At 70.0% G+C, this 25,983-nt stretch carries 21 protein-coding genes; 7 read left to right on the top strand and 14 right to left on the bottom strand.

Annotated elements, in window-relative coordinates; translation table 11 throughout:
• Positions 1–2 precede the first annotated feature (2 nt).
• Entirely contained in the window at positions 3–1,427 is a 1,425-nt protein-coding gene (gene gltX, locus AC1RRF_RS07100) for a glutamate--tRNA ligase (RefSeq protein ID WP_492833734.1), read from the bottom strand.
• A gap of 61 nt (positions 1,428–1,488) precedes the next feature.
• Between gltX and AC1RRF_RS07095 the strand changes: the two genes are divergently transcribed.
• On the top strand, positions 1,489–3,594 hold the full coding sequence (locus AC1RRF_RS07095) for a ComEC/Rec2 family competence protein (RefSeq protein ID WP_492833733.1): 2,106 nt from the start codon (positions 1,489–1,491) through the stop codon (positions 3,592–3,594).
• On the opposite strand, the gene lexA is transcribed toward AC1RRF_RS07095, so the two are convergent.
• Positions 3,588–4,280: a transcriptional repressor LexA gene (lexA, locus tag AC1RRF_RS07090; protein ID WP_291839955.1), complete on the bottom strand. Its 693-nt coding sequence runs from the start codon at positions 4,278–4,280 to the stop codon at positions 3,588–3,590. The genes AC1RRF_RS07095 and lexA overlap by 7 nt on opposite strands.
• Before the next feature lie 161 nt (positions 4,281–4,441).
• Here lexA and AC1RRF_RS07085 point away from each other — a divergent pair, with 161 nt between their 5' ends.
• Positions 4,442–4,963 carry a DUF805 domain-containing protein gene (locus tag AC1RRF_RS07085; RefSeq protein ID WP_492833732.1) on the top strand — a complete coding sequence of 174 codons (522 nt, stop codon included), beginning with the start codon at positions 4,442–4,444 and terminating at the stop codon, positions 4,961–4,963.
• Here AC1RRF_RS07085 and trpC read toward each other — a convergent pair.
• Genes trpC through AC1RRF_RS07070 form a run of 3 tightly spaced genes read right to left on the bottom strand, consistent with a single transcriptional unit; the run spans position 4,921 to position 7,338 of the window.
• Positions 4,921–5,712, bottom strand: coding sequence for an indole-3-glycerol phosphate synthase TrpC (trpC, locus tag AC1RRF_RS07080; protein WP_492833731.1), 792 nt, complete (start codon positions 5,710–5,712; stop codon positions 4,921–4,923). The genes AC1RRF_RS07085 and trpC overlap by 43 nt on opposite strands.
• The gene (gene trpD, locus AC1RRF_RS07075; RefSeq protein WP_492833730.1) at positions 5,709–6,746 is read right to left on the bottom strand and encodes an anthranilate phosphoribosyltransferase; all 1,038 of its coding nucleotides are present in this window, start codon (positions 6,744–6,746) and stop codon (positions 5,709–5,711) included. Before trpD ends, trpC begins: the two co-directional genes overlap by 4 nt.
• A 1-nt stretch (position 6,747) precedes the next feature.
• Complete coding sequence (locus AC1RRF_RS07070; RefSeq protein WP_492833729.1) at positions 6,748–7,338, bottom strand: anthranilate synthase component II; 591 nt, start codon at positions 7,336–7,338, stop codon at positions 6,748–6,750.
• A gap of 118 nt (positions 7,339–7,456) precedes the next feature.
• Between AC1RRF_RS07070 and AC1RRF_RS07065 the strand changes: the two genes are divergently transcribed.
• A complete protein-coding gene (locus AC1RRF_RS07065) occupies positions 7,457–7,642 on the top strand; it encodes a hypothetical protein (protein WP_492833728.1) in 186 nt (61 codons plus the stop codon).
• Here the strand turns inward: AC1RRF_RS07065 and AC1RRF_RS07060 are convergent.
• The 3 genes from AC1RRF_RS07060 to AC1RRF_RS07050 all read right to left on the bottom strand — a co-directional run bounded on the left by AC1RRF_RS07060 (position 7,639) and on the right by AC1RRF_RS07050 (position 12,527).
• Positions 7,639–8,859, bottom strand: coding sequence for a glycosyltransferase (locus AC1RRF_RS07060; RefSeq protein ID WP_492833727.1), 1,221 nt, complete (start codon positions 8,857–8,859; stop codon positions 7,639–7,641). The genes AC1RRF_RS07065 and AC1RRF_RS07060 overlap by 4 nt on opposite strands.
• 195 nt (positions 8,860–9,054) lie before the next feature.
• A complete protein-coding gene (gene trpE / locus AC1RRF_RS07055) occupies positions 9,055–10,572 on the bottom strand; it encodes an anthranilate synthase component I (protein WP_492833726.1) in 1,518 nt (505 codons plus the stop codon).
• Positions 10,569–12,527 carry a peptidylprolyl isomerase gene (locus tag AC1RRF_RS07050; protein ID WP_492833725.1) on the bottom strand — a complete coding sequence of 653 codons (1,959 nt, stop codon included), beginning with the start codon at positions 12,525–12,527 and terminating at the stop codon, positions 10,569–10,571. Before AC1RRF_RS07050 ends, trpE begins: the two co-directional genes overlap by 4 nt.
• 139 nt (positions 12,528–12,666) lie before the next feature.
• On the opposite strand from AC1RRF_RS07050, the gene tpiA reads away from it, so the two are divergent.
• From tpiA to pyrG, 3 genes are all read left to right on the top strand, one after another.
• Positions 12,667–13,416 (top strand): triose-phosphate isomerase, encoded by a 750-nt coding sequence (gene tpiA / locus AC1RRF_RS07045; RefSeq protein WP_492833724.1) that lies wholly within the window; start codon positions 12,667–12,669, stop codon positions 13,414–13,416.
• A gap of 97 nt (positions 13,417–13,513) precedes the next feature.
• Positions 13,514–13,948 (top strand): preprotein translocase subunit SecG, encoded by a 435-nt coding sequence (gene secG / locus AC1RRF_RS07040; protein ID WP_492833723.1) that lies wholly within the window; start codon positions 13,514–13,516, stop codon positions 13,946–13,948.
• A gap of 146 nt (positions 13,949–14,094) precedes the next feature.
• Entirely contained in the window at positions 14,095–15,747 is a 1,653-nt protein-coding gene (gene pyrG / locus AC1RRF_RS07035) for a CTP synthase (protein WP_492833722.1), read from the top strand.
• Positions 15,748–15,984: 237 nt separating this feature from the next.
• Here pyrG and AC1RRF_RS07030 read toward each other — a convergent pair whose 3' ends face one another.
• From AC1RRF_RS07030 to AC1RRF_RS07005, 6 genes are all read right to left on the bottom strand, one after another.
• Positions 15,985–17,010 carry a DUF2891 domain-containing protein gene (locus AC1RRF_RS07030; protein WP_492833721.1) on the bottom strand — a complete coding sequence of 342 codons (1,026 nt, stop codon included), beginning with the start codon at positions 17,008–17,010 and terminating at the stop codon, positions 15,985–15,987.
• Position 17,011: 1 nt separating this feature from the next.
• Positions 17,012–17,977, bottom strand: coding sequence for a DUF979 domain-containing protein (locus AC1RRF_RS07025; RefSeq protein ID WP_492833720.1), 966 nt, complete (start codon positions 17,975–17,977; stop codon positions 17,012–17,014).
• The gene (locus AC1RRF_RS07020) at positions 17,974–18,702 is read right to left on the bottom strand and encodes a DUF969 domain-containing protein (protein WP_492833719.1); all 729 of its coding nucleotides are present in this window, start codon (positions 18,700–18,702) and stop codon (positions 17,974–17,976) included. The genes AC1RRF_RS07025 and AC1RRF_RS07020 overlap by 4 nt, the downstream gene beginning before the upstream one ends.
• 75 nt (positions 18,703–18,777) lie before the next feature.
• The gene (locus AC1RRF_RS07015) at positions 18,778–19,707 is read right to left on the bottom strand and encodes a homocysteine S-methyltransferase family protein (RefSeq protein WP_492833718.1); all 930 of its coding nucleotides are present in this window, start codon (positions 19,705–19,707) and stop codon (positions 18,778–18,780) included.
• A gap of 87 nt (positions 19,708–19,794) precedes the next feature.
• Positions 19,795–23,412 (bottom strand): hydantoinase B/oxoprolinase family protein, encoded by a 3,618-nt coding sequence (locus tag AC1RRF_RS07010; RefSeq protein ID WP_492833717.1) that lies wholly within the window; start codon positions 23,410–23,412, stop codon positions 19,795–19,797.
• A gap of 34 nt (positions 23,413–23,446) precedes the next feature.
• On the bottom strand, positions 23,447–24,097 hold the full coding sequence (locus tag AC1RRF_RS07005) for a prepilin peptidase (RefSeq protein ID WP_492833716.1): 651 nt from the start codon (positions 24,095–24,097) through the stop codon (positions 23,447–23,449).
• A gap of 293 nt (positions 24,098–24,390) precedes the next feature.
• On the opposite strand from AC1RRF_RS07005, the gene AC1RRF_RS07000 reads away from it, so the two are divergent.
• A complete protein-coding gene (locus AC1RRF_RS07000; protein ID WP_492833715.1) occupies positions 24,391–25,926 on the top strand; it encodes a beta-helix domain-containing protein in 1,536 nt (511 codons plus the stop codon).
• The last annotated feature ends 57 nt before the right edge of the window (positions 25,927–25,983 follow it).

The raw sequence follows: 25,983 nt of genomic DNA, 5'->3' as shown, positions 1-25,983 counted from the left end.
CGTCACTTAGTCTGTTGCAGCGCATCATCCAAGCGCCCGAGGCTTTCTTCGCGTCCCAGAGCCCCCAACGTTTTCGCGATGTCCGGCGATGCGGCCCCGACGGCCAGGGCCGCGCGCGTGGCCGGGCCGATCTTTCCGAAGCCCACGGCCTCTTCCTCGGCGAAGGCCTTCAGCTCGGCCTCGAGGGCGAAAACGTCCCAGCTTGCGAACAGCTTCAGCCGGTCGCGCAGGCGGCCGATGCGCTCGCCGGACTCGCCGGACAGCAGGCCCCGGCCCTTTTCGTCGATGGCGAGGGGGCGGGTGCGCAGCACGAAGGCGGTCTGGTCGGCCAGTTCCAGCGTGGTCTTGGCCCGGTCCTTCACGAAGGGCATGGCGCGCAGCAGGCGGGCCTCGTCGTCGGGGCCGAGCGTGTGGCCCCGCGACAGGTGGACGTCGAGGGTCAGCTTGGCCAGCCGGTCGTCCTGGGCCAGCCGGATCCAGTGGCTGTTGACGTGGGCCAGCTTGTCGAAGTCCAGCCGCGCGGGCGCCTTGCCGACGCCGCCCAGGTCGAACCAGGCCCGCGCCTGATCGTCGGAGAACAGTTCGTCGTCGCCGTGCGCCCAGCCCAGGCGGGCCAGATAGTTGCGCATAGCCTCGGGCAGATAGCCCATCTCGGCGTACTCATGCACCGCCTGCGCCCCGTGCCGTTTGCTGAGCTTGGCGCCGTCCGGGCCGTGGATCAGGGGGATGTGGGCGAACGTCGGGCGGGTCCAGCCCAGCGCGTCATAGATCAATGATTGACGAGCGGCGTTGTTCAGGTGGTCGTCGCCGCGGATGACGTGGGTGACGCCCATGTCGTGATCATCGACCACCACGGCGAGGTTGTAGGTCGGGGCGCCGTCGGAACGCAGGATCACCAGGTCGTCCAGCGAGGCCGTGTCCCAGCGCACCGCGCCCTGCACGGCGTCGTCCACGATGACGGGCGCGTCCGCCGGGCGGCGGAAGCGGACGGTGTGCGGCTTCAGCAGATCGTCGACGGTCGGTTCGCGGTCGCGCCAGGGCGACTCGAAGGTGCGGCCCTCGGCCTTGGCCTGGTCGCGCAGGGCGCCGGTCTCTTCTGCGGTCAGGAAGTCCCGGTAGGCGTGGCCGGTCTCCAGCAGGACGTTGGCGACCTCGCGGTGGCGGTCGGCGCGCGCGAACTGGAACACCGGCTCCTCGTCGGCGAACAGCTCCAGCCAGGCCATGCCGTCGAAAATGGCCTTCACGGCCTCATCGGTCGAGCGCTCGCGGTCGGTGTCCTCGACGCGAACGAGAAACTTCCCGTTGTGTCGCCGTGCATACAAATAGTTGAAAAGCGCCGTCCGGGCGCCCCCTATGTGCAGGAAGCCGGTGGGCGAGGGGGCGAAGCGGGTGACCACTTCGGAAGTCGGGGCGGAAGAGGAGGTCATTTCAGGTCGGTCCGATCGGGCCGCCCTTATACCCCCGCCTGCCGCAAAGCCTAGCGCCCGGGTGAGGATCGGCGACTTCCTGGACGCCCAGATCAAGGCCCAGACCCTGCGCTGGCGGCTGTGGACGCCGGTGGCGTTCGGCGCCGGCTGCGCGACCTATTTCGCCTTCAAGGCCGAACCGCCGCTGTGGCCGCTGCTGGTTTTCGCCATCCTGGCTTCGCTGGGTTGGCTGGTAGGGCGACGGCTGCATGTGGCGCGGGCGGTCAGCCTGTGCCTGCTGATGCTGGCCTGTTTCGCCCTTGGGCTGACGGCGGCCAAGCTGCGCACCGATGCGGTGAGCGCGCCCATAGCGCCCGCCATGGACGGGCCGACGGTGATCGAGGGCTGGGTGGTCGATGTCGACAGTCCCGGCGCGGCGGGTCCACGCATCGTCGTCGCCCCGGTGCGCATCCGGGGACTGGAGCCGGATCAGACGCCCGTGCGCATCCGCGCCACCGTGAAGGGCGCGGCGCCCGAGCCCGGCGAGGCGGTGCGCCTGTTCGCCATCCTCAATCCGCCGCCCGCGCCCGCCAGTCCCGGCGCCTACGACTTCGGCCGCACGGCCTTCTTCCAGAGGATCGGCGGGGTGGCGTTCGCGCTCGGCGAGACACGGACGGCCGTTCTGTCCGAGGCGCCGTGGCGGCTGCGCCTGGTCATGCGGATCAACGCCATGCGCTTCGATCTGGCCCAGCGGATCGTGGCCCGGCAGGGCGAGCGGGCGGGCGGGGTGGCGGCGGCCATGACCACGGGCCACGAGGCCTGGCTGGACCCCGCCGAGGTGGATGTCATGCGCGATTCCGGGCTGGCGCACATCCTGTCGATCTCGGGTCTGCACATGGCGGTGGTCGGCGGCTTCGCCTTCTTCCTGGTGCGGCTGCTGATCGCGGCCTGGCCGTGGCTGGCGCTGCGCGTGCCGGGCAAGAAGGCGGCGGCCGTCGCGGGCCTGCTGGCGGTCGGGACCTATCTGGTGGTGTCGGGCGCGCCGCCCCCGGCCGAACGCGCCGCCGTGACCGCCTCCATCGCCTTCCTGGCGATCCTGCTGGACCGTCAGGCGATCACCATGCACGCGCTGGCGGTGGCGGCCCTGGTGGTCCTGCTGCTCCAGCCCGAGGCCATCGTCACGCCCGGCTTCCAGATGTCCTTCGCGGCGACGGCGGCGCTGGTGGCCCTGGTCGAGGCCTGGCCGCAAAGGCCGAGGGAGATCTCCACGCCCTGGCCGATCCTGATGGCGCAGCGGGCGGGCGCCTGGGTCGGGGCGGCGGTGTTGGCCAGTCTGGTGGCGGGGGCGGCGACGGGGCCATTCGCCATGCAGCATTTCAACCGCTCGGCCATGTACGGGCTGGCGGCCAATCTGGCGACGGCGCCGTTGTCGGACTTCCTGATCATGCCCGCCCTGGCGCTGGGAGCCCTGTTGGAGCCGATCGGGCTGGGCGCGCCCTTCCTGTGGCTGGCGGCGCGGGGCATCGACCTGATGCTGGCCATCGGCGAATGGGTCGCGGGCCTGCCAGGCGCGGTGCGGACCATCGCCAGCGCGCCGGACATCGTCCTGCCGATCGCCTTCCTCGGGGTGCTGTTCTGTTGCCTGTGGCGGGGCCCGCTTCGGTGGCTGGGCCTGCCGCTGGCCTGCGCGGTGCTGATCTGGCCGCGCGATCCGGCGCCGGACCTGTGGATCGGCGACGCCGGCACGCAGGCGGCCTTCATCCAGCAGGGACAGGCCGTGATCGTCCGGCCGGGCGTGCGTCAGTTCGCGGTGGATGTCTGGACCCGGCGGCGCGGGTTGGAGGCGGTGGATCGGCCGGTCGAGGGTTGGACCTGCGGCCGGTTCTCGTGCGCGCCGGAGACCAGGGGGCCTGTGGCGCTGTGGTGGGGCCGCCGAGCGCCGTCGGCGGAGCAACTGGACGCCCTGTGCCGGTCAGCGCCGGTGGTCAGCGTGCGGGGCGAACTGGCCGCGCTCCCGACGTCCTGCGACGGGCGGCTGGTGCTGGACGGGCTGGACTACGCCCGGGGCGGGGCGGTGGAGCTGAAACACGAAGGGCCCGCCGCAGCGAACCGCTGGCGAGCCCTGTGGGTGTCGGACGTCCGCGGCGACCGGCCGTGGAGCCGGTTCGGCGACGCCGAGGTTCAGTGATAGCGGCGGATCAGGCCGACCAGCTTGCCCTGCACGGCGACCTGGTCCGAGCCGTAGATTTTGGTTTCGTAGTTGCGGTTGGCGGGCTCCAGCGCGATGGAGGCGCCCTTCTTGCGCAGGCGTTTCAGAGTCGCCTGCTCGCCCTCGACCAGGGCCACGACGATCTCGCCGGACGAGGCGTTCTCGGTCGATTTGATGATCACCAGATCGCCGTTGAGGATGCCGGCCTCGATCATCGAGTCGCCCTCGATCTCGAGCAGATAGTGTTCGCCCGAGCCCAGCATGGCCTCCGGCACCGGATAGCGGGCGGTCTCGTGCTCGATGGCGTCGATGGGCGTGCCCGCCGCGATCTTGCCCATCAGCGACAGTTCGCGGGTGTCGTTGGCCGGTTCGGCGGCCTGGGGGCGTCCGCCGCCCTCGATCACGCCCGGCTTGAAGCCCGCATGGCCGCGCGGCGCGCCCTGCGTCGCCTGTTCCGGCAGTTTGGTGACCTCCAGCGCCCGGGCGCGGTGCGCCAGGCGGCGGATGAAGCCGCGCTCCTCCAGCGCCGTGATCAGGCGGTGGATGCCCGACTTGGACGCCAGATCCAGCGCCTCCTTCATTTCGTCGAAGGACGGAGACACGCCGGTCTCCTGAATCCGCTCGTGGATGAACATGAGCAGTTCGTGCTGTTTGCGGGTGAGCATGCAGACCTCGAGGCGAATCCGGTTTCCAGAACGCTAGCGGAACAAACCGCAAACGTCCAGAAACTGTTCCTGAGGTGTTCCGGTTAAGGCAGGGTTACCGGCGCGCCGTTGTTGCGAAGCTCGACCGGCGATGACACGACAGGGCGGAGCGGGAGGCGAAGATGCGACAGAGGCTGAACGACGCCTGGCGGTCGGTCGTGGACACCACGACAGGCGTGATCCGGTTCAATGGCCGGTCGCGCATCGTCGACGTCGTCTATTTCTGGATCGCCACGACCGTGGTTCAAGCGATCGCCCTGATCCTGATCGACCCTCTCGACTGGGATATACATTGGTGGGCCGGGGCGGCGGTCAGGATGTTGGTCATCTTGCCGGTTTTCGCCCTGTTCTGCCGCCGGCTGCACGATCAGGGCCTGTCAGGCTGGTTCGCGCTGATCGTCCTGCCGCTGCCGGCGATCAATCTGTATCAGTCCTACCGGGCGACCTTCGCGGTGCTGAACCCACGGTGGCTGGCCGAGCCCTCGCCCGTTGAGGGCCTCTTCCCGTGGATGATGGGGCTGGCGCTGATCTTACTGATCCTGCTGCTGCGGCCGGGTCAGAAGGGCGCGAACCGGTATGGACCCGATCCGCGCGAAGCGGCTCAGCCCAGCAGCGCCCGCGTCGCCGCCTCAACGTCGTCCTGACGCATCAGGCTTTCGCCGACGAGGATGGCCTGGGCGTGGGCGTCGGAGACCTGCTGCACATCGTCCGGAGTGAAGATGCCGCTTTCGGCCACCAGCAGGGCGCGGACCGGGCTGAGCATGGCCAGCCGTTCGGTGGTCTCCAGGTCGACCTCGAAGGTGCGCAGGGAGCGGTTGTTCACGCCCACCAGATCGCCGCCCAGCTTGCAGGCGCGGGCCATCTCGGCCTCGTCATGGGTCTCGATCAGGGCGTCCATGCCGAAGCGTTCGGCCTCCGACAGGAGCTCGGCGGCCAGCTTGTCGTCGATCATGGCCAGGATGATCAGGATGCAGTCGGCGCCCAGGGCCCGGCTCTCGGCCACCTGCCACGGATCGACCAGGAAGTCCTTGCGCAGGCAGGGCAGGGCGACCGCGTCGCGGGCGGCGGCCAGATAGGCGTCGTCCCCCTGGAAGCTGGGGCCGTCGGTCAGGACCGACAGGCAGGCGGCGCCGCCGCGCTCATAGGCCCGGGCGAGGGCCGGCGGATCGAAGTCGGGGCGGATCAGGCCCTTCGACGGGCTGGCCTTCTTGATCTCGGCGATCAGGGCCGGACGGGCGGTGTCGTCGAACCGGTTCTCCAGCGCGGCGCGGAAGCCGCGCGGGGCGGAGGCGAGGGCGGCGCGCGCCTCGACCGCGTCCTGCGACAAGGCGGCCTTGCGGGCGGCGACGTCCTCGCGCTTGTACGCGGCGATGCGGTCCAGCACGTCGGTCACGCCGGCTCCTCTTCCTCGATGGGGGTGTTGGTGACGGCGACCAGCTCGGCCAGCGCCTTCGACGCGCGGCCGTCGTCGATGACGGCGGCGGCCTGGGCCGCGCCCTCGGCCAGATCAGCGGCCTTGTCGGCCACCACCAGCCCGGCGGCGGCGTTCAGCAGCACCACGTCGCGATAGGCGCCCTTCGCCCCGTCCAGCAGGGCGGTCAGGGCGGCGGCGTTCGCCTCGGCGTCGCCGCCGCGGATGGCCGAGAGGTCGTGGCGGGCCAGTCCGGCGTCCTCGGGCGTGACGGTGAAGCGGCGCACGGCGCCGTCCTTCCATTCCGCCACCTCGGTCTCGCCGGTGACGGTCAGTTCATCCAGGCCCTGGCCGTGCACCGTCCAGGCCCGCACGGCGCCCAGGCGGCCCAGCACCTCGGCCAGGGGCTCCAGCAGGCGGGGGTCATAGACGCCCATCACCTGCCGCTTCGCCTGCGCCGGATTGGACAGCGGGCCCAGCAGGTTGAACACGGTGCGGAAGCCGATCTCAGCCCGCACCGGCCCGACGTGGCGCATGGCGCCGTGGTAGGAGGGGGCGAACAGGAAGGCGATCCCGGCCCGGTCCAGCGCGCGCAGCTGCTGCGCCTGCGTGGCCGCCAGGTTGACGCCCAGCACCGCCAGCACGTCGGAGGAGCCGGACCTGGAGCTCAGCGCCCGGTTGCCGTGCTTGGCGACCTTAAGGCCCGCGCCCGCCAGCACCAACGCCGCCGCCGTGGAGATGTTGAAGGTGTGCTGGCCGTCGCCGCCGGTGCCGCAGGTGTCGATGACGTCCCACGGATGGTCCAGCGTCAGGGCCGCCTCGCGCATGGCGGTGGCGAAGGCCGCGATCTCGCCCACCGTCTCGCCACGGATGCGCAGGGCGGTGACGGCGGCGGCGACCTGGGCCGGCGTCGGCTCGCCGCGCAGGCAGGCGGCGAAGAAGGCGTGCGCCTCGGCGTCCGACAACGTCTTGCCGTCGACCAGCTTGGCCAGCAGGGGCTTGAAGGTGTCGGCCACCTCAGACCATCGCCCGGCGCTTCACGCCCGCGAGGTCCAGGAAGTTGGCCAGCAGATCGTGGCCGTGCTCGGTGGCGATCGACTCCGGGTGGAACTGCACGCCGTGGATGGGGCGGGTCTTGTGGGCCAGGCCCATGATCTCGCCGTCGGCGGTCCAGGCGGTGACCTCCAGCACGTCCGGCAGGGTCTCGCGCTTCACCGCCAGCGAGTGGTAGCGCGTGGCCGTGAACGGCGAGGGCAGGCCGCGGAACACGCTCTTGCCCTCGTGCAGGATCGGCGAGGTCTTGCCGTGCATCAGGGCCTTGGCGCGGATCACGTCGCCGCCGAACGCCTGGCCCATGGCCTGATGGCCCAGGCAGACGCCGAAGATCGGCATGTCCAGCGGCGCGGTGTCGATCAGGGCCAGGCAGACGCCGGCCTCGTTGGGCGTGCACGGACCGGGCGACAGCAGCACCGCCTCGGGCTTCAGCGCCCAGGCCTGCGCCGCCGTCAGGTCGTCGTTGCGCACGACGCGCGTCTCCGCGCCCAACTCCGCGAGGTAGTGGACGAGGTTGTAGGTAAAGCTGTCGTAGTTATCGACGACGAGGATCATGACTTGGCTTCTAGGGACTACGGCCCGCCGCGCCAAGCGCCCAAGGCGCCTCAGGGGTCGGTAAGATTGCGTTAACTGTATTGGATCGAATTGGGACTCTTCGAACGGGGAGGCTCGAATGGCCGACGGCATCCAGAAGGCGCGTATCCTGCTGACCGCTCCGGCGGTCGCGCCGGTCAGTCCGTGGTCCGCGCTCGGCGCGGCGGCCCTGGCCGCGACGGCGGCGATGCTGATGGCCGGGGTGATGATCCTGGGGCCGGGCGTCCGCTTCCAGGAGCCGGCGGCGATCATGGGCGACCGCTAGGGTCGCCTGACGCTCCGCATCAACAGTTTCGCTGCGATCGCCGCACCATCCGGCCGGATCGTCTCGGCCACGGCAGTCGCGCGCGTCTGGGTCTCCGGTGCGAGCGCCCGCTCGAGCGCCTGGGTCAGGCTTTCGAAGGTCGGCGTTGATCCTTCATGCGCCACGCCCACCCCCAGGTCCTCGACCCGCGCGGCCCAGAACGGCTGATCCACGATCTGGGGCACGATGACCTGGGGCGCGCCGGCGCGGGTCGCCGTGGTGGTTGTGCCGGCGCCTCCATGGTGGATGGCGGCGGCGACCCGCCCGAACAGGGCCTGCTGGTTGACCTCGCCGACGAGGAAACAGTCGTCCCTGTCGTCGATCAGGGCGTTGTCGGCCCAGCCGCTGGCCAGGACGACGCGCCGGCCGTGCGCTCGCGCCGCCTCGATCGCCGTGACGGCGGCGGCCTTGGTGCTGGGCAGGTTGATGCTGCCGAATCCGACATAGACCGGCGGCGTGCCCGCATTCAGGAAGGTACTCAACTTGGGTGACAGAGGCCGTTCGTCGGGCAGAATCCAGGCCCCGGTTTGAACCGGGGCGCTCATGTCCGTCGGCTCCCACGGCCAGAGAATCGGGTCCGAGGCCAGTAGAGGGCGGTCGCCGAAGACGTGGTCGCGGACGTTGTCGACCGGCGCCAGGCCGACAGCGATACGCTGGGCGTTCACCGCCTCGCCGAACAGCTCGTCCATGGTCTGGGCGTTCAATGCCCACAGCTCGCGTGCGTTAGTCACCTCGGGCGGCAAGGGGCGGCCGGGACGGGGGAAGGGCCAGTGATGATCCGACGGCAAGGACAGCGGACAGAAGATCCCTGACCGATGGGGCAAGCCCCGCCGCTCGGCGACGCATTGGGCGGCGGCGGTCGAGGGGAACAGACCGGTCGAGACGATCGCATCGCATCCGGCCGCGACGGCGTCGAGCGCCTCATACTGGGCCGGGATCATGATGGCCGAGAGCGCGGGCAGGGGCTTGGGCTCGCGCCGCGCCGCCTCGATCCAGTCGCGCACCGACATGAAAGCCGGTGCGTGCTCGACGCCGGCGCGCTCGAGCAGATCGATCAAGTCCGCATCCGGCGGCGTCGACACGATCGCCTCGACGCCCAGACCCTTGAGAGCGACCGCCAAGGCCGCCAGGGGCTCGACGTCGCCGCGCGAGCCATAGGTCGATAAGAGAATACGCATGCCGGGCCCCCTCCTTTGCCGAAGGGAGCGCAATTTGCGCATATAAAGCCGTTCGCCAATTCTTGAACGAAACTGTTTCGTCCCCAACTCCAAAGCAAGCTGGGGAGGTCAGGATCGTTCGGCGATCCGAAACCCACCGCCCATCCACTCAGAATCTGAAGCCGTGCGGTCGCCAGACGCCCGATTTCGTCTGCTTCAGCCGTTGCCGAACGGATAGCGCCAGGCTTCGTCCGCCGCCCGCATGGGCGCACGCGCCTTGGCCCGGGTCTCGGCGTATTCCGCCGCCGGATCGCTGTCGGCGACGACGCCGGCGCCCGCCTGCACATGGATCTGGCCGTCGGCGAACAGGGCGGTGCGCAGGACGATGCAGATGTCCGCCTCGCCGCCCGCCGAGATATAGCCGACCCCGCCGCCGTAGCCGACGCCGCGCTTCAGCTCTTCCAGCTCGTCGATGATCTCCATCGCCCGCACCTTGGGCGCGCCCGACAGGGTGCCGGCGGGCAGGGCCGCCAGCAGGGTGTCGACCGCGTCCAGTTTCGGATCGGCCACGCCCTGCACGTCCGAGACGATGTGCATGACCGAACTGTAGCGCTCGACCTTGAAGCTTTCGGTGACCTCGACCGTGCCCGGCGCGGACACCCGGCCCACGTCGTTGCGGCCCAGGTCCAGCAGCATCAGGTGCTCGGCGCGCTCCTTGGGATCGGCCAGCAGCTCGGCCTCCAGCGCCCGGTCGGCCTCGGGCGTCTCGCCGCGCGGACGGGTTCCGGCCAGCGGGCGGATGGTCACCCGGCCGTCCTTGAGCCGGACCAGGATCTCCGGGCTGGACCCGGCCAGCTGGAAATCGCCGAAGTCGAGGAAGAACAGATAGGGCGACGGGTTCTGGCGGCGCAGGGCGCGATAGAAAGCCAGCGGGTCCGTCTCCCACGGCGCCGAGAAGCGGTGGCTCAAGACGACCTGGAAGATGTCGCCGGCGGCGATGTAGTCCTTGGCGCGGGCGACCATCACGTCGAAGGCGGCCTCGTCGACCGGTGAGACGAAGGCGGGCCCGGCGGCCTCCACCGGCGCGGGCAGGGCCGGCAGGGGCGTGCGCAGGTCGGCCTCGAACCGGTCCAGCCGCTCGGCGGCGGCGTCCCAGGCGGCGCGAGCGTCCTGCCCGCTGTCCGGATAGGCCGCCGAGACCAGAACGATCTCGTGCTTCACGGAATCGAAGATGCCGACGATGGCCGGACGGGTCAGTACCGCGTCGGGCAGATCCAGCGGGTCCGGATTGGGCGCGCCCAGCGGCTCCAGCAGGCGGACCATGTCATAGCCGAACACCCCGAACAGCCCCGCGGCCATGGGCGGCAGGTCCTCGGGAAGTTCAAAGCGCGAGGCGGCCATCAGGGCGCGCAGCGAGGCCAGCGGATCCTCGCCATCGGGGGCGTAGCGGTCAGCCGCGATGTCCGCGCCACGGGCGGTCTCCGGCCGGCGGTCGCGGCAGCGCCAGACGACGTCGGGCTCGCGCGTGATGATCGAATAACGGCCGTTGACGGCGCCGCCCTCGACCGACTCCAGCAGGAAGGCGTGGGGGCGGCCCCGCCCGACCTTCAGAAAGGCCGAGACGGGGGTCTCCAGATCATCGACCAGCCGGCGGACGACCACCTGCGGCCGGCCCGAGGACCAGCCGTCGCGGAAGTCGGAGAAGGCGGCGGCGGAGAGGTCCGCCGCCGTCATTGCGCCGGGGCGGGAGCCGGACCGCGCGGAGCGGCGGCGCCGGCGGCTCCAGCGGCCGGGGTCGCCGGGGCGACTTCCGACAGACCCAGGGCGAGGCGGGCCTGCGGTTCGCTGAAGGTGGCGTTCACGCGGGCCGCGGCGGCCTTGATGGCGGTCTCGCCGACGGCGTTCAGGTTGTCCCCGCCCATGCGGGCCCGGAACTGGTCTGCGGGGCCGGCGGCGAGGGTCGGGTTGGGCGCCGTGATCGCGTCCGTGCGGCCGATGACGAAGCTGTTGGCGGCCTGTTGCTGGGCGAACACCTGGCCGCGCGGCGTGGAGAACAGGCCTTGGATGACGCCTTCGCCCGCGGACTGGTCCTGGGCGCCGACGTTGGCGGCGGTCTGCAGCGCGGCGCCGGCCGACCGGGCGACGGCGGCCACGTCCTCACCGCCGCGGATGCGGCCGGCCAGGGCGTTGGCGCGGGTGGTGAGCAGGCGGTTGTTCTCGCGGGCGATCCAGTTGGCGGCCAGTTCGGAGCGGAAGCGGGGGTTGCTCAGCGAGGGCAGGGCCGGGGGCACGATCTCATTGATCCGGACGACGAAATATTCGCCCTGACCGGCTTCCATGACTTCGCTCTCGCCGTTGCGGCCGAGCTTCCACATCGCTTCCAGCAGTTGCGGCGGAGCGCGGAAGTTCGGCTGCACCAGGCTGCGGCCGTCCTGAGTCACTTGCGGGACGGCGAGGATGCGGGCGCCGATCTCGGTGACGGCGGCCTCAAGCGTCTTGCCGTCCTTGCGCGCCTTGTCATAGGCCTCGACACGCCGATAGACGGCGGCGCGGCGGTCTTCCTGACGCAGTTCCTCGATGATCTGGGCGCGGACATCCGCGAGCGTCGAGGGGCGGCCCGGCTTGACGCCGGTCAGCTTGGCCACGACGAAGCCGACGCGGGCCTGAACAGGGTCGGAGATCTGATCGGGGGTCATGCCGAAGACCGCCGCGGCCACGGCCGGATCGGTCAAGGCGGTGCGCGGGCGATCGGTGAAGGCCGAGGGTTGCAGGTTGTTGGCCTGACCGACGGCTTCCGGCGTCTGGCCGGCGCGCAGGGCGGCGGCGATGCGGTCGGCCACGGCCTTGTTCGGCGCGGTCAGGGTCACGAAGGTGCGGGTTTCCGGTTGCGACAGGGCGTCGCGGCGGAAGTTGAAGCGTTCCTCGATGCGGGCGTCGGTGATCTCGCCCTGACCGTCGGTCGGGCTGTCGAACAGCACCACCGAGGCGCTGCGGAATTCAGGCAGACGCAGCTGGGCGGCGTTCTGCTGGATGAAGGTGTTGAGCTGGGCGTCGGTCGGCGCGGCGGCCGTGCCGGCCATGGCCTGGGTCACGGCGAACCAGCGACCGTCGCGGGTTTCCAGCGCCTGGTTGGCCAGGATGGCGCCGTAGATGCGCGGCAGGCGGACGCCGGCGCCGATGGCCGAGCCGTAGTGACGCGTCACGATCTCGTCGCGCATCTCGTGCTCGAAGCGCTCGGGCGTGGCGTTGTTGCGCTGCAGGGCGGCGACGTAGGCGGCCTGGTCGAAGCGGCCCGTGACCGAATCGAAGAAGGCGGGGACCTGGCGAATCTGACGCAGGACCAGTTCCTTGCCCGGGCGGATGCCGACTTTCTCGGCCCACGACATGAAGCCGAGGCGCTCGGACTGCTGGGCCAGATAGGCCGGGAGCTGTCCGCCGCCGATCAGTTCCTCGAACGTCAGGGCGCGACCGGCCTGTTCCTGGGCCTGATTGCGAATGCGGTCCAGGTCGACGCGGAACTCCTGCGCGTCGATGCTGCGATCGCCGGCCGAGATCACATGCTTGGGACCGAAGCTGGCCAGCAGGTCCGGCATCTGCGAACCGCCGGTGACCAGCAGGCCCAGACCCAGCAGGACGAGCAGGCCGATGGCCCACTTGGACTTGGCGAATTTGCGGAACGCGGTGAGCATGGTCGGTCCTGACGGAAGGGCGGCGAGAATGGCCACCTCGGCCTATAGGGCGTGAGGGGCCAGCACGGCAAGACGATGGCGACGCTTCGTCCGTTCGCGCATCTTGGCTTGGCCGCCGTCCCCGCCTAGAGAGACGGCCATGAAACAATCCGTGAAGCTGATCGCCGGAAACTGGAAAATGAACGGGCTGGGCGCGAGCCTCGCCGAGGCGGAGGCCCTGCGCGGTGCGCTGGAGGCCGAACCGGCGGCCTGCCGGGTCGCCCTGTGCCCGCCCGCCACCCTGGTCGAGCGCATGGCCGCCGCCTGTGCGGGCGGCCCCGTCGAGGTCGGCGGGCAGGACTGCCGCGCCGAGGCCTCGGGCGCCTACACCGGCGACATTTCCGCCGCCATGCTGAAGGACGCCGGCGCGAGCCTGGTCATTCTCGGCCACTCCGAACGCCGCCAGGGCCATGGCGAGTCCGACGCCCTGGTGCTGGCCAAGGCGGAGGCGGCGCTGGCCGCGGGCCTGTCGCCCATCGTCTGTGTCGGCGAGACCCTGCAGCAGCGTGAGGCGGGGCAGGCGGTCGAGGTCGTGCGCGACCAGGTGATCCATTCCCTGCCGCTGGCGTTGGCTGGTCAGGCGTTCGCGGTGGCCTATGAGCCCGTCTGGGCCATCGGCACCGGCCTGACCCCGACGCTGGAACAGATCGAGGAGGTCCACCGGGCCGTCCGCGCCGCGATGATCGAACGCCTGGGCCTGGCCGCCGCCACGCCGCCGATCCTGTACGGCGGCTCGGTCAAGCCGGACAACGCCCGCGACATCCTGTCGACGCCCGAGGTCGGCGGCGCCCTGGTCGGCGGCGCTTCACTGAAGGCCGCGGACTTCCTGGGCATCATCCGCGCGGCCTGACCGTCACTTCCCTCGCGCCGTCGTTGCCCACCGCACACAACGATGATAGACGCCGCCGCTTGATCGGCGCGGGTTTGCGCCACACATATCGGCTGCCATGCTCCAGATCATTCTCCTCGTCGTCATGATCCTTATCTCGCTCGCGCTCGCGGGCGTGGTCCTGCTGCAGCGCTCCGAAGGCGGCGCGCTGGGCATGGGCGGAGGTCCCTCGGGCTTCATGACCGCGCGCGGAGCGGGCAATCTGCTGACCAAGACCACCTGGGTCCTGGCCGCCCTGTTCTTCGCCTGCGCCCTGTCGCTGACGATCCTGGGCAATGTCGAGCGGTCGAACCGGTCGATCGTGGACGCCGACGCCGTCGGCGAACTGGCGGCTCCGCCGCCGTCGGCCACGCCGGACGCCGCCGCCGCCGATCCGGCCGCCCCGGCCCAACCGGCCGCTCCGTCGATGCAGGACCTCGAGTCGAGCCTGTCCGGCGCTTCGGCCGCTCCGGCCCCGGCTCCCGCCCCGGCCCAGCCGGCGCCCGCTCAATAAGGATGGGCGGGGACCTTCTCCCCGCCTTCCTCTCCCGCCCTCAAAGTCTTCGCAGTCCAGGGTCGCGTTTCGCGCGCCCCTTCGTCCACATGTTTGCGCGGTCGCCACGGATCCGGCGGGCCGAATCAGCGGTAAGGTGATCTCCCATGGCCCGTTACGTGTTCATCACTGGCGGCGTGGTTTCCTCATTGGGAAAAGGCCTCGCTTCCGCCGCTCTCGGCGCGCTCTTGCAAGCGCGCGGCTACAAGGTTCGCCTTCGTAAGCTCGACCCCTATCTGAACGTCGATCCGGGCACGATGAGCCCGTATCAGCACGGCGAGGTCTTCGTGACCGACGACGGGGCCGAGACCGACCTCGACCTGGGCCACTACGAGCGCTTCACCGGCGTTTCGGCGGCCAGGTCCGACAACATCACCACGGGCCGCATCTACTCGACCATCCTCGAGAAGGAGCGGCGCGGCGACTATCTGGGCGCGACGGTGCAGGTGATCCCGCACGTCACCGACCAGATCAAATCCTTCTGTCTGACGCCGGCCGTGACCGACGACGGCGACGACGTCGACTTCGTGCTGGTCGAGATCGGCGGCACCGTCGGCGACATCGAGGGCCTGCCGTTCTTCGAGGCCATCCGCCAGCTGGGCCAGGACCTGCCGCGCGGCCAGTCCTGCTTCGTCCACCTGACGCTGCTGCCGTTCATCAAGACCGCCGGCGAGATGAAGACCAAGCCGACGCAGCACTCGGTCAAGGAGCTGCGCTCGATCGGCATCCAGCCCGACATCTTGCTGTGCCGCTGCGAATTCCCGATCCCGCCCGAGGAAAAGCGCAAGATCGGCCTGTTCTGCAACGTGCGCGAAAGCGGCGTCATCCAGGCGATGGACTCGGCCGACATCTACGCCGTGCCGCTGGACTATCACCGCGAGGGACTGGACGCGGAAGTCCTGGCCCACTTCGGCATCACCGACGCCCCGGCGCCCGATCTGTCGCGCTGGCAGGAGATCGCCCGTCGTCGCCTGCAGCCCGATGGCGAGGTCACCGTGGCGGTGGTCGGCAAGTACACGGTCCTGAAGGACGCCTACAAATCCCTCATCGAGGCGCTGCACCACGGCGGCGTGGCCAACAACGTCAAGGTCAACATCGACTGGGTCGAAGCCGACACCTTCGAGGGCGACCCCGAGGCCTGCGAGGCCCGGCTGCAGGGCGCGCACGCGGTGCTGGTGCCCGGCGGCTTCGGCGAGCGCGGCTCGGAAGGCAAGATCGAGGCGGCCCGCTTCGCGCGGGTGCGCAACATCCCCTATTTCGGCATCTGCTTCGGCATGCAGATGGCGGTGATCGAGGCGGCGCGGAACCTCGCCGGCTATCCCAAGGCGTCGTCCACCGAGTTCGGCCCCACGGCCGAGCCGGTCGTCGGCCTGATGACCGAATGGACCCAGGGCAACCAGCGCGTCCTGCGTCAGCAGGGCGGCGATCTGGGCGGCACCATGCGCCTGGGCGCCTATGACTCCGTGCTCAAGGCGGGGTCCCGGATCGCGGAGATGTACGGCACGACCACCATCAGCGAACGGCATCGCCACCGCTATGAGGTCAACATCAACTATCGCGAGGCGATCGAGCAGAAGGCCGGGCTGGTCTTCGCCGGCCTTTCGCCTGACGGCGTCCTGCCCGAGACGGTCGAGCGCACGGACCACCCGTGGTTCATCGGCGTCCAGTATCACCCGGAGCTGAAGAGCCGGCCGTTCGCGCCGCACCCTCTGTTCGCCGGCTTCATCGCCGCCGCCGTGGTGCAGAGCCGACTGGTTTAGGCTTGAGGCGGGGCCGGGTTCGACGGCGCCCCGGCCGTCAGAACCATGTTCAGCCTCTCGAACGGCTGACGCGTGTGGCAGCGGACGCAGGTCTGCATGCCGGGCTGCGCGCGGCTATCGACGAAGAAGTGACCTTTGATCCTGCAGCGTAGCGACTTGAACATGTTCAATCCCGGGCTGGGACAGACAATGTGTCACCCGATGTTGGGTTGCAGAAAAAATATAGATTTCTAATACTTAATTTTCAACTTTCGGTCGCGCCTGAAGCGCCAGTAACGCGAAACTGGCAAGCCAGTGTTCGCCCATGTAGTCGCCGGTGACGTGGGGCAGGGCGGCGTCCAGATGGATTTCGGCGGCCCTATGCGCGATGGCGGCGCGGATGTCGCCATCGGGCAGGGCCGAGGCGATCTCGCGCCAGCACCAGGCCCGGCTCAGGTTCAAACCGTCCAGATGGGCGATCTTGCCGTCCGACCGGTCGCTGACGCCGACGGGGATGAACAGGGTCGCGGGCTTCTGCGATCCGACCCGAGGCAGGAAGGCGTTGAACCAGTCCCGGAAGGCGTCGGGCTCCATCACCCGCCGCATCAGGGCCGCCTCCATGAGGGCGGGCGACAGGAATTCGTCCTGAGACGGCTCCCACGCCTGACAGTCGCGGTCGCCCGCATGCCAGGCCAGCGCCTTCTCGCGGCACAGGGTCGCCAGCGCCGGATCGTTGGCCTCGGCCCAGTCCAGCGTCAACCGCAGGGCGAAGGCGGTGTTGTAGTGGGTGCCGACCCGCACCGGATAGCCGGCCAGCGGCAGGAAGGCGTGGAAGCGGTCGGCGAAGGCTTGCGCTAGCGGGCGCAGGATGGCGGCGCGGCGGCGTCCGTCCTCGCTGTCGTGCCGGTCCATCTCCGCGGCCAGCATCAACAACCAGCCCCAGCCATAGGGCCGCTCGAAGCCCCGGCTGGACGGCTGGGCCAGATAGGCGACCTCGGCCGCGATGTTGTCCGGGGTGAACAGCTCGTTCGCCAGCGCCCAGATGCGGGGCGCTTCGGGATTGTTCGGATACAGCCGCAGCAGGGTGAACAGGGTCCACCAGCCGTGCACGCACGAGTGCCAGTCGAAGCTGCCGAAGAAGATCGGGTGCAGGTCGCGCGGCCCCTTCACGTCCCGCTTGCCGGTCATCACGTGATCCAGCTTGTTCGGATATTCGCGGGTGACGTGCCCCAGCGCGGCGGAGGCGAAGCGGGAGGCGGTGGCGGCGTCGAGGACGTAGGTCATCTCAGAACCGGAAGGCGAGCGCATACATCAGTCCGATATTGACGATCAGCATGATCAGGGCGGTGGGGAGCTGGGCCCGGATCACCCCGTTCAGGGCGGCGTTGCGGTCAGGCAACTCCAGCAGGTTGGCGGGCACCACGTTGAAATTGGCCGCCATGGGCGTCATCAGCGTCCCGCAGAAGCCGGCCAGCATGCCGATCGCGCAGACGATGGCCGGATTGCCGCCGAACTGGTGGACCACGATGGGCAGGCCGATGGCGGCGGTCATCACCGGGAAGGCGGCGAAGGCGTTGCCCATGACCACGGTGAACAGGGCCATGCCCAGGCAGTAGGCAACGACCGCCAGCAGGGGCGTGGTCAGGGGAACGGTCTGGCTGACCAACTGGCCGACCACCCCGCCCACGTCGGCGGCGAGAAAGACCGCGCCCAGCGAGGCCAGCATCTGCGGCAGGAGAGTGGCCCAGCCGATCGAGTCCATCAGGCGGCGGCCCTCCTGCACCGGCGCCAGGACCGGAGGACGGAACCAGGCCATGGCCGCGAACAGGGCGATGACGCAGCCGAGGCCCAGGGCGATCAGGGTCGTCTGGGTCGAGGAGATCAGCCAGGCCCCGGCGCCCGTATACTTCGCCAGCAGCGTGCCGCCGACGGCGACCAGCGGGATGATCAGGGCCGGAACGAACAGGGCGTTTCCGCGTCGGGCCGCGCCCTCGCGCCGCTCCTCGAGCGTGGTGGTCGTGGGCTGGCCGACCCCCATTTTTCCGATCGCGCCCACGATGACCAACGCCACCACCAACAGGCCGTTGCCCAACCCGCCCAGCAGGTCGCCGAACAGCAGGGAGATCGCGATCAGACCCCAGAACAGGGTGTTTCGAATGCGGGTCGGGTGCGTCCGGTCCGTGGCCGTGAAGACGGCGAAGGCCAGGAACATCAGGCCGACCAGGATGTAGGCGTGCTGCAGGGTGATCATCGGCCCGCCTCCACGTCGGTGGCGGGGGTGGCGAGGTCGCGCTTCAGCGCCCGGTCGAACAGCCACAGCCTGACGCCGTGCACGATGAAGGCGGCGATGGCCGTGGGGATGGCCCACAGGGAGACATGCAGGGCCTCGACCTTGATCCCCGCCTGTTCGAGGAAGCCGACCATCAGGACGATTGAGCCGATGGCGATGAAGATGTCCTCGCCGAAGAACAGGCCGATGTTGTCGGTCGCGGCGGACATGCCGCGGATGCGGAAGCGGACCTTGTCGGGCAGGGGGCCGTGCTCGGCCTCCGCCGCGCCTTCGGCCATCGGGGCGACCAGCGGCCGCACCATCTGCGGATGGCCGCCGAGCGAGGTCAGGCCCAGCGCCGATGTCGCCTGACGGACCAGCAGATAGACCAGCAGCAGCCGTCCGGCGGTGGCGGCCCGCACCTGGGCGATCAACTGGCGCGCCCGTTCCTGCAGCCCGGCGCGCTCCAGCACCCCGATCACCGGCAGGATCAGCCAGGTGATGTGGAAATAACGGTTGTCGTTGAAAGCCTCGCCCAGACGGGCCAGCGTCGCCACGCCGGCGTCGAACAGGGCCCGGAGTTCCACCCCGGGCGTCACCGCCGCCAGCACGCCGGTGACGACGGCGGCGATCAGTATGACCAGCAGCGGGTTGATCCGGGCGATGAAGCCCGCGACCACGACCGCAATCCCCAGCAGCACCAGCATCCGCCGTCCCCCTTTCGTCCCCGGGCGGACAGTCGCGCGGTTCGGGGCTGGGCGAAAGAGCCTGAATGGCTTCCGTTACAGGCAGGCTTCCGCGATGGCCGTGACGTGACGCAGGTCGGTGCCGCAGCAGCCTCCGAAGACCGTCAAATTCGGGAATCGCAGACGCAGGTCGCGATGCAGGGCGGCCAGTTCGTCCGGATCGCCCGTGTCGAGCTCGGTCATGGCGTCCAGTTCCGCATGGCTGCAGCGCGAGGCGTTGGCGCGCAGGCCGCGCACGCGCGACGTCCATCCGGCGCCCTCCTCAAGGGCGGTGGTGAAGTGATCCGGGTGCGCGCAGTTGATCATGTAGTAGGCCGGACCCGTCTGGGTGGCTTCATCCACGGCGGCGACGGCGTCGGCCAGCCGGTCGCCGGTGGGAAGCCGTCCGTCCGTCTCGACGGTGAAACTGATCGCCACGGGGGCGCCGGCGGCCCGCGAGGCCCGCGTCACGCCGATGGCTTCGGGGACGTTGGTCATCGTGATCGCGGTGAACATGTCAGCGCCGGCTCCGGCCAGGGTCGCGATCTGATGGGCGTGATAGGTCTGGGCCTCGTCCACGCCCATAATGCGGCCCGGGTCATAGCCGTCCCCGCGCGGGCCGATGCAGCCGCTGACGACGATGGGGATCTTCGCTGGATCGTAAGCGTCCCGTAGCCGGACCAGCAGGGCGATGGCGTCGCGGTTCAGCGTATCGAGCTGGTCCTGCGACAGCCCGAGCGGTTCGGCCCAGTCGGGACTGGCGCGCCAGGTGGCGCTCTCGAGAATGAACCCGTTCCCTGTCCGCGCGGCCAGATCCAGGAAGCCGCGAAAGTAGTCGGTCAGGGCCTCGCGGCCCTGGGCGGTCCTGAGCAGGGTGATCGACGCGAAATAGGGAAGGTCGATCCCCCGGTTGAAGAGGATGTCCGTCTCGAGCCCGCCGTCCGTGAGAAAGGATCTGTCGAGTTGCGGCAGTGTCGCGAAGGTCATGGGCGTGATCCCGGAAATCAGGCCGTCGGAGAACATCCGACGAAATCTGCCACCGGTCCGAGAACGTTGCTACCCGAAATTCGAATCTCAGGCCGCGCCGAATCCGCCGCCGCCCGGCGTCTCGATCACGAACACGTCCCCAACCGCCATCTCGACCTCTGCGGTGGCGTCCAGCGCCTGCACGGTCCCGTCAGCCCGCTCGATCCGGTTCACGCCGACCGCGCCCGGCGCGGCGCCGTCCACGCCGAAGGGCGGCGTGCGTCGGTGGTTGGACAGGATGGCGGCGGTCAGGGGCTCCAGGAAGCGCACGCGGCGGATAGCCCCGTCGCCGCCCCGGTTCGCGCCCGCGCCGCCCGAGCCATGACGGATCGAGAATTCTTCCAGCAGGACAGGGAAACGGGTCTCCAGCACCTCGGGGTCGGTCAGGCGGCTGTTGGTCATGTGGGTCTGCACCGCCGCCGCGCCGTCGAAGCCGGGCCCGGCGCCCGAGCCGCCGGCGATGGTCTCGTAGTACTGCCGCGTGGCGTCGCCGAAGGTGAAGTTGTTCATCGTCCCCTGGCTGGCCGCCAAGACGCCGAGCGCGCCGTACAGCGCATCCACGACGGCCTGGCTGGTCTCGACGTTCCCGGCCACGACGGCGGCGGGATAGCGCGGGTTCAGCATCGATCCCTGCGGCACGATCAGCTCGATCGGCTTCAGGCAACCCTCGTTCAGCGGGATGGCGTCGTCGACCAGGGTCCGGAAGACATAGAGGGTCGCCGCCCGGGTGATCGACAGGGGGGCGTTGAAGTTGTTGGGCCGCTGGGCGCTGGTTCCGGTGAAGTCCACGACCGCGCTGCGGGCCGTCGTATCCACGTCAATCCGTACACGGATGATCGCCCCGTCATCCATCTCCAGATCGAACGATCCGGGCTTCAGGGCGGCGATGGCGCGGCGCACGGCCTCCTCGGCGTTGTCCTGGATGTGGCCCATGTAGGCGGCGACGACCTCGCGTCCGAACTCGCTGACCATGCGGGTCAACTCGTCGGCGCCGCGCGCGCAGGAGGCGACCTGGGCCTTCAGGTCGGCCATGTTCTGATCCACGTTTCGTGACGGATGAGGACCGGAGGCGAACAGGGCGCGGGTCTCGGCGTCCCGCAGCGTTCCGGCGTCGACCAGCAGGAAGTCGTCGATCAGCACGCCCTCGTCCTCGACGGTCCTGGAGGTCGGCGGCATGGATCCAGGGGTGATGCCGCCCACATCCGCGTGGTGCCCGCGCGCGGCGACGAAGAAGGCGGGCGTCTCGTCCGCCTCCAGGAAGACCGGCATGATGACGGTGATGTCCGGCAGGTGCGTGCCGCCGTTGTAGGGGGCGTTCAGCATATAAACGTCGCCGCGCTTCATGCCGCGCCCGTCCCGGGCGTCGCCGCGCGAGGTGACCACGGTGCGGATGCTCTCACCCATCGAGCCCAGATGCACCGGGATGTGCGGAGCGTTGGCGATCAGGGCGCCGCCGGCGTCGAAGACGGCGCAGGAGAAGTCCAACCGCTCCTTGATGTTCACCGAATAGGCTGTGGCCCGCAGCGCCTCGCCCATCTGTTCGGCGGCGGCCATGAAACGGCTGTTGAACACCTCCAGCAGGATCGGATCGGCGTGGGCGCCGATGGCCGTGCGGGCGGGCAGGGGGACGATCCGCGCCAGGATCAGGTTCAACCCCGCATCGGCGGCGGCGCGCCAGCCCGGTTCGACCACGGTGGTGCCGGTGTCCTCCAGGATCACCGCGGGGCCGTCGACGGCGGCGCCGGGTCCGAAGTCCTCGCGGCGATAGACGGGCGCGGCGTGGTCCCGGCCCGCCATCCACACCGAGGTGTGGGTCACGGCCTCGGGCGTGCGGTCGCTCGGATCGCCGCCGGTCGCCGCCGTCTGACCGGACGCGCCGGTGGCCTCGGCCTCCAGCGTTTCGACGACCAGCGCCTTGCCCTCGGCGAAGAAACCGAAGCGGCGGCGATGCAAGGCCTCGAACGCGGACCTCATGTCGTCGGCGGGGCCGAAGGGCACGGTCAGGGGCGTGTCGGAGCCTGCGAACTTGATCTCGGCCCGCGCCGTCACCGTGATCCGCTCATCAGCGAAGCCCTGCGCCGCCAGTTCGGCCCGCGCCTGGTCCGCCAGCGCCGCGATCCGCGCCGCCATCTCGGCGTCCGCGGCGGTCTCCAGCGGAATGGCCGCCGTCGCCTGGCGGATCGCCCGCACCTCGGCCAGGCCCATGCCGTAGGCCGACAGAACGCCCGCGAACGGGTGCAACATCACCGTCGTCATGCCCAGGGCGTCCGCGACCAGACAGGCGTGCTGCCCGCCCGCGCCGCCGAAGCAGTTCAGGACGTAGCGGGTGACGTCGTAGCCGCGCTGGATCGATATCGACTTGATCGCCTCGGCCATGTTCTGGACGGCGATGGTGACGAAGCCTTCGGCCAGCGCTTCCGGTGTCGTGGCGCGGCCCGTCGCCGCCTCGACCTCGACCGCCAGTTCCGCGAAGCCCGCGCGCACGGCGTCGGCGTCCAGCGGCTGATCGGCGCCCGGGCCGAATACGGCGGGGAAGAACTCCGGCTTCAGCTTACCCAGCAGGACATTGCAGTCGGTGACCGTCAGCGGCCCGCCCCGGCGATAGGCGCGCGGGCCCGGCACGGCGCCCGCCGATTCCGGTCCGACCCGCAGACGCGCGCCGTCGAAGCGGCAGATCGAACCGCCGCCCGCCGCCACCGTGTGGATGCTCAACATGGGCGCGCGCAGCCGCACCCCGGCGACCACGGCGTCGGACGTGCGCTCGTACTCGCCCGCGAAATGGGACACGTCCGTCGAGGTGCCGCCCATGTCGAAGCCGATGACGCGGTCGAAGCCCGCGACCTTTGCAGTTTCCGCCATGCCGACCACGCCGCCGGCCGGGCCGGACAGGATGGCGTCCTTGCCCCGGAAGGCGCCCGCCGCCGTCAGCCCGCCATTGGACTGCATGAACAGCAGGGGCGTGGCTTCGCCCAATGCGCCGCCGACCTTATCCACATAGGCGCGCAGGATGGGCGACAGATAGGCGTCGGCCACGGTGGTGTCGCCGCGCCCGATCAGCTTGATCAGGGCCCCGACCTCGTGACTGACCGAGATCTGCTCAAAGCCCAGCTCGCGGGCGATTTCGGCCACCTGGCGCTCGTGTTCGGTGAAGCGCCAGCCGTGCACCAGGGCGATGGCGACCGCGCGGAAGCCGGCGTCGCGCGCGGCCTTCAGTCCCCGTCTTGTCCCCTCGATATCCACAGACCTATCCACAGCCCCGTCGGCGCGGACGCGCTCGTCGATCTCCACCACGCGGTCGTAGAGCTGGTCGTTCAGGCGGATGTGGCGGGCGAACAGCTCGGGGCGGCTCTGCCAGCCGATGCGCAGGGCGTCGCCGAAGCCCTTGGTGATCGCCAGCAAGGTCGGCTCGCCCTTGCGCTCCAGCAAGGCGTTGGTCGCCACGGTGGTGCCCATCCGCACTGCCTCGACCAGGCCGGCGGGCAGGGGATCCGGTCCGGCTCCCAGCATCCGGCGCACGCCCTCCACGGCGGCGTCGGCGTACTGCTCGGGATTGACCGACAGCAGCTTGCGGGTCGTCAGCGTCCCGTCCGGGGCGCGGGCCACCACGTCGGTGAAGGTGCCGCCCCGGTCGATCCAGAAACGCCAGCCGCTCGGGGCCTGATCCATTCCGCTGCTCCGACTCATCTTATCGCCATTGTGCTCAGAGGCCGAGCGGGCCGAACAGCCAGGTCATCCAGATCCCGGCCGCAAGGAAGACGCCGAAGGCCAGCCGGTCGTCTCCGGCCAGGGGCTTTTTCACGAGCGCGCGCGCGAGCACGAGGCTGAGCCCCGCCGCCGCCGCCCACAGCAGCACGGTCGGCAGGCCGATCCAGCCGACCCAGGCTCCGCCCGCCGCCAGCAGGAAGGGATCGCCGCCGCCCAGGCCGTCCCGCCCCCTCAGACGGCGATAGGCGAAGGCCAGCAGCCAGAGGGCGGCGAAGCCCGCCGCGGCGCCGATCGCGGCGTTCAGCAGCCCTGTCCCCCCCGGAAGCAGGGCGGCGCCCAGGCCGGCGGCGGCCAGAGGCAGGGTCAGCTCGTCCGGCAACCAGAAATGCTCGGCGTCGACGACGGCGATCAGCAGCAGCATCCATCCCAGAATCGCCGTCAGCAGGGTGGCGGACACCGAAGCCTGCGAGAGCCCGGCCCAGGCGCCGATGGCGGCGGTCGCCAGGGCGAAGGCGGACAGTCTCAGTGGCCAACGTGCGCCGGAATGCGGCCTCGATCCGGGCAGGCGCACGCTGATCCAGGCCAAAACGAGACCGATCACGGACCCCGCGGCGGCGAAAACGACTGTGACAGTGACGACGTCCACGATCCCTCCGACCAGCCCCGCGACCGTTGCGATAGGCGGCTCGTCCAAGCGCCGCAAGGCCGGCGGGGTCGGACGCATTGTGACGGTTACGCCGTATCATGACGGTGTTTCATCAAGCTGCGACGACATCTTCACGCAAGGGCGACCGAACCGTCACGGTTCGGCGGCCCCGCTGTCATATCCGGCTCCTAACCACGGACAGGGCAGGCGGGGGCGATGCTTCGTCAGATCGGGCGCATGGGCGCGCGGTCTCACCTGCCGTGAGTTCCTCTGGACCAGACACGGTGAAAACGATGACCGGCTTCAAACTGACCACCCTGCTGGCCCTCTCGGCCAGCGCCCTGACCCTCGCCGCCTGCGGTTCGGCTGAAGTGGCTTCGCCCGGCGAAGGCGATTTCGGCGGCGGCAACGGCGGCGGTGGCGGCGTGACGCCTCCGGCCCCCGGCACCCCGGCCGCTGACTGCCCGACCGGCTTCGCCAACGTCGGCGTCGTCGCCGCGGGCACGCTGCGCGCCTGCCAACTGCCCAGCACCATCACCGGCAACCTGACGGTGCCGCTGCGCGCCGGCACGATCTATTCGATCTCGGGCCGTACGGAAGTCGGCAATGACCGCGGCGCCGATCCGGCCGCTCCGGTCGCCGGCACCCAGCAGGGCATCCTGACCATCGAAGCCGGCGTGCGCATCTTCGGTTCGGGCGGCTCGGACTATCTGCTGGTCAACCGCGGCTCGCAGATCTTCGCTGAAGGCACCGCCACCAACCCGATCATCTTCACCAGCCGCGCCAACGTCGACGGCACGACCACCGAGAACTCGCAAGGGCAGTGGGGCGGCGTCGTGATCGCCGGCCGCGCCCCGACGGCGGTCTGCCCGGTCGGCGTCACCGCGCCGAACATCGCCTGCGTCGGTCAGGTCGAAGGCACCAGCGCCAACTACGGCGGCAACAGCCCGACCGATAACTCGGGCCGTCTGCGCTACGTCCAGATCCGCTACTCGGGCTTCGAAATCTCGCCCAACAACGAGCTGCAGGCCCTGACCCTGGCCGGCGTCGGCTCGGGCACGACCATCGACCACGTTCAGGCCTACAACAGCTCGGACGACGGCATCGAAATCTTCGGCGGCACGGTCAACCTCAGCCACATCGTGATCAACGGCGCCGACGACGACGGCCTGGACACCGACACCGGCTGGCGCGGCGGCGCCCAGTTCGGCATCGTGACCCAGCGCGCCACGGCCGTGACCAACGGCAGCCGCGGCTTCGAATGGTCGGCCGCCCCGTCGGGCACCGCCTTCTACGCCCAGCCCAAGGTCTCGAACTGGACCATCGTCGGCCGTAACGCCGCCGTGGCCGCGGACGCGATCCTGACGCTGAACACCGGCACCCAGCCGACGATCATCAACTCGGTGATCACCAACCCGTCGACCTCGGCCGCGGCCTGCCTGGACATCGACGACGCCCAGACGGTCACCAACGCTCCGGTGTTCCGTTCGGTCTTCTTCGCCTGCAACCGTCCGTACGAGAACGACTCGAACATCAACGCGGCCGCCACCGAAGCGGTGTTCATCAGCGCCACGAACGTCGGCAACACCGCCGCCGGCGTCTCGTCGATGACGGCTCCGGCCGGCGCCACCCTGACGGCCCAGAGCCTGACCTTCATCAACGGCGCCAACGAGACCGCCGTGACCCCGGCCAACGCCCCGGCGATCTACAGCTTCTTCACCGCGGTGACCTATGTCGGCGCCGTGCGGAACGCGGCGGACACTTGGTACCAGGGCTGGACCTGCGGCCTGCAGGCCGCCAGCGCCGCGGCCCCCAGCCTGACCTGCTGACGACGGATGGACGGGCGGCGGTTTCTCGCCGCCGCCCGGCTACCGAACCCTTCCGTT

It is taken from the genome of Brevundimonas sp. GW821-FHT12C05, from assembly GCF_058807475.1.
Note: the sequence above shows the minus strand (reverse complement) of the source record. Positions and strands in the feature narration are given on the sequence as shown.

Bases quoted from the DNA above. Each gene is read 5' to 3' on its own strand.
- gltX (WP_492833734.1), bottom strand. From the start codon at position 1,427: ATGACCTCCTCTTCCGCCCCGACTTCCGAAGTGGTCACCCGCTTCGCC.
- lexA (WP_291839955.1), bottom strand. From the start codon at position 4,280: ATGCTCACCCGCAAACAGCACGAACTGCTCATGTTCATCCACGAGCGG.
- AC1RRF_RS07085 (WP_492833732.1), top strand. From the start codon at position 4,442: ATGCGACAGAGGCTGAACGACGCCTGGCGGTCGGTCGTGGACACCACG.
- AC1RRF_RS07070 (WP_492833729.1), bottom strand. From the start codon at position 7,338: ATGATCCTCGTCGTCGATAACTACGACAGCTTTACCTACAACCTCGTC.
- AC1RRF_RS07065 (WP_492833728.1), top strand. From the start codon at position 7,457: ATGGCCGACGGCATCCAGAAGGCGCGTATCCTGCTGACCGCTCCGGCG.
- AC1RRF_RS07060 (WP_492833727.1), bottom strand. From the start codon at position 8,859: ATGCGTATTCTCTTATCGACCTATGGCTCGCGCGGCGACGTCGAGCCC.
- trpE (WP_492833726.1), bottom strand. From the start codon at position 10,572: ATGACGGCGGCGGACCTCTCCGCCGCCGCCTTCTCCGACTTCCGCGAC.
- AC1RRF_RS07050 (WP_492833725.1), bottom strand. From the start codon at position 12,527: ATGCTCACCGCGTTCCGCAAATTCGCCAAGTCCAAGTGGGCCATCGGC.
- tpiA (WP_492833724.1), top strand. From the start codon at position 12,667: ATGAAACAATCCGTGAAGCTGATCGCCGGAAACTGGAAAATGAACGGG.
- secG (WP_492833723.1), top strand. From the start codon at position 13,514: ATGCTCCAGATCATTCTCCTCGTCGTCATGATCCTTATCTCGCTCGCG.
- pyrG (WP_492833722.1), top strand. From the start codon at position 14,095: ATGGCCCGTTACGTGTTCATCACTGGCGGCGTGGTTTCCTCATTGGGA.
- AC1RRF_RS07030 (WP_492833721.1), bottom strand. From the start codon at position 17,010: ATGACCTACGTCCTCGACGCCGCCACCGCCTCCCGCTTCGCCTCCGCC.
- AC1RRF_RS07025 (WP_492833720.1), bottom strand. From the start codon at position 17,977: ATGATCACCCTGCAGCACGCCTACATCCTGGTCGGCCTGATGTTCCTG.
- AC1RRF_RS07020 (WP_492833719.1), bottom strand. From the start codon at position 18,702: ATGCTGGTGCTGCTGGGGATTGCGGTCGTGGTCGCGGGCTTCATCGCC.
- AC1RRF_RS07015 (WP_492833718.1), bottom strand. From the start codon at position 19,707: ATGACCTTCGCGACACTGCCGCAACTCGACAGATCCTTTCTCACGGAC.
- AC1RRF_RS07010 (WP_492833717.1), bottom strand. From the start codon at position 23,412: ATGGATCAGGCCCCGAGCGGCTGGCGTTTCTGGATCGACCGGGGCGGC.
- AC1RRF_RS07000 (WP_492833715.1), top strand. From the start codon at position 24,391: ATGACCGGCTTCAAACTGACCACCCTGCTGGCCCTCTCGGCCAGCGCC.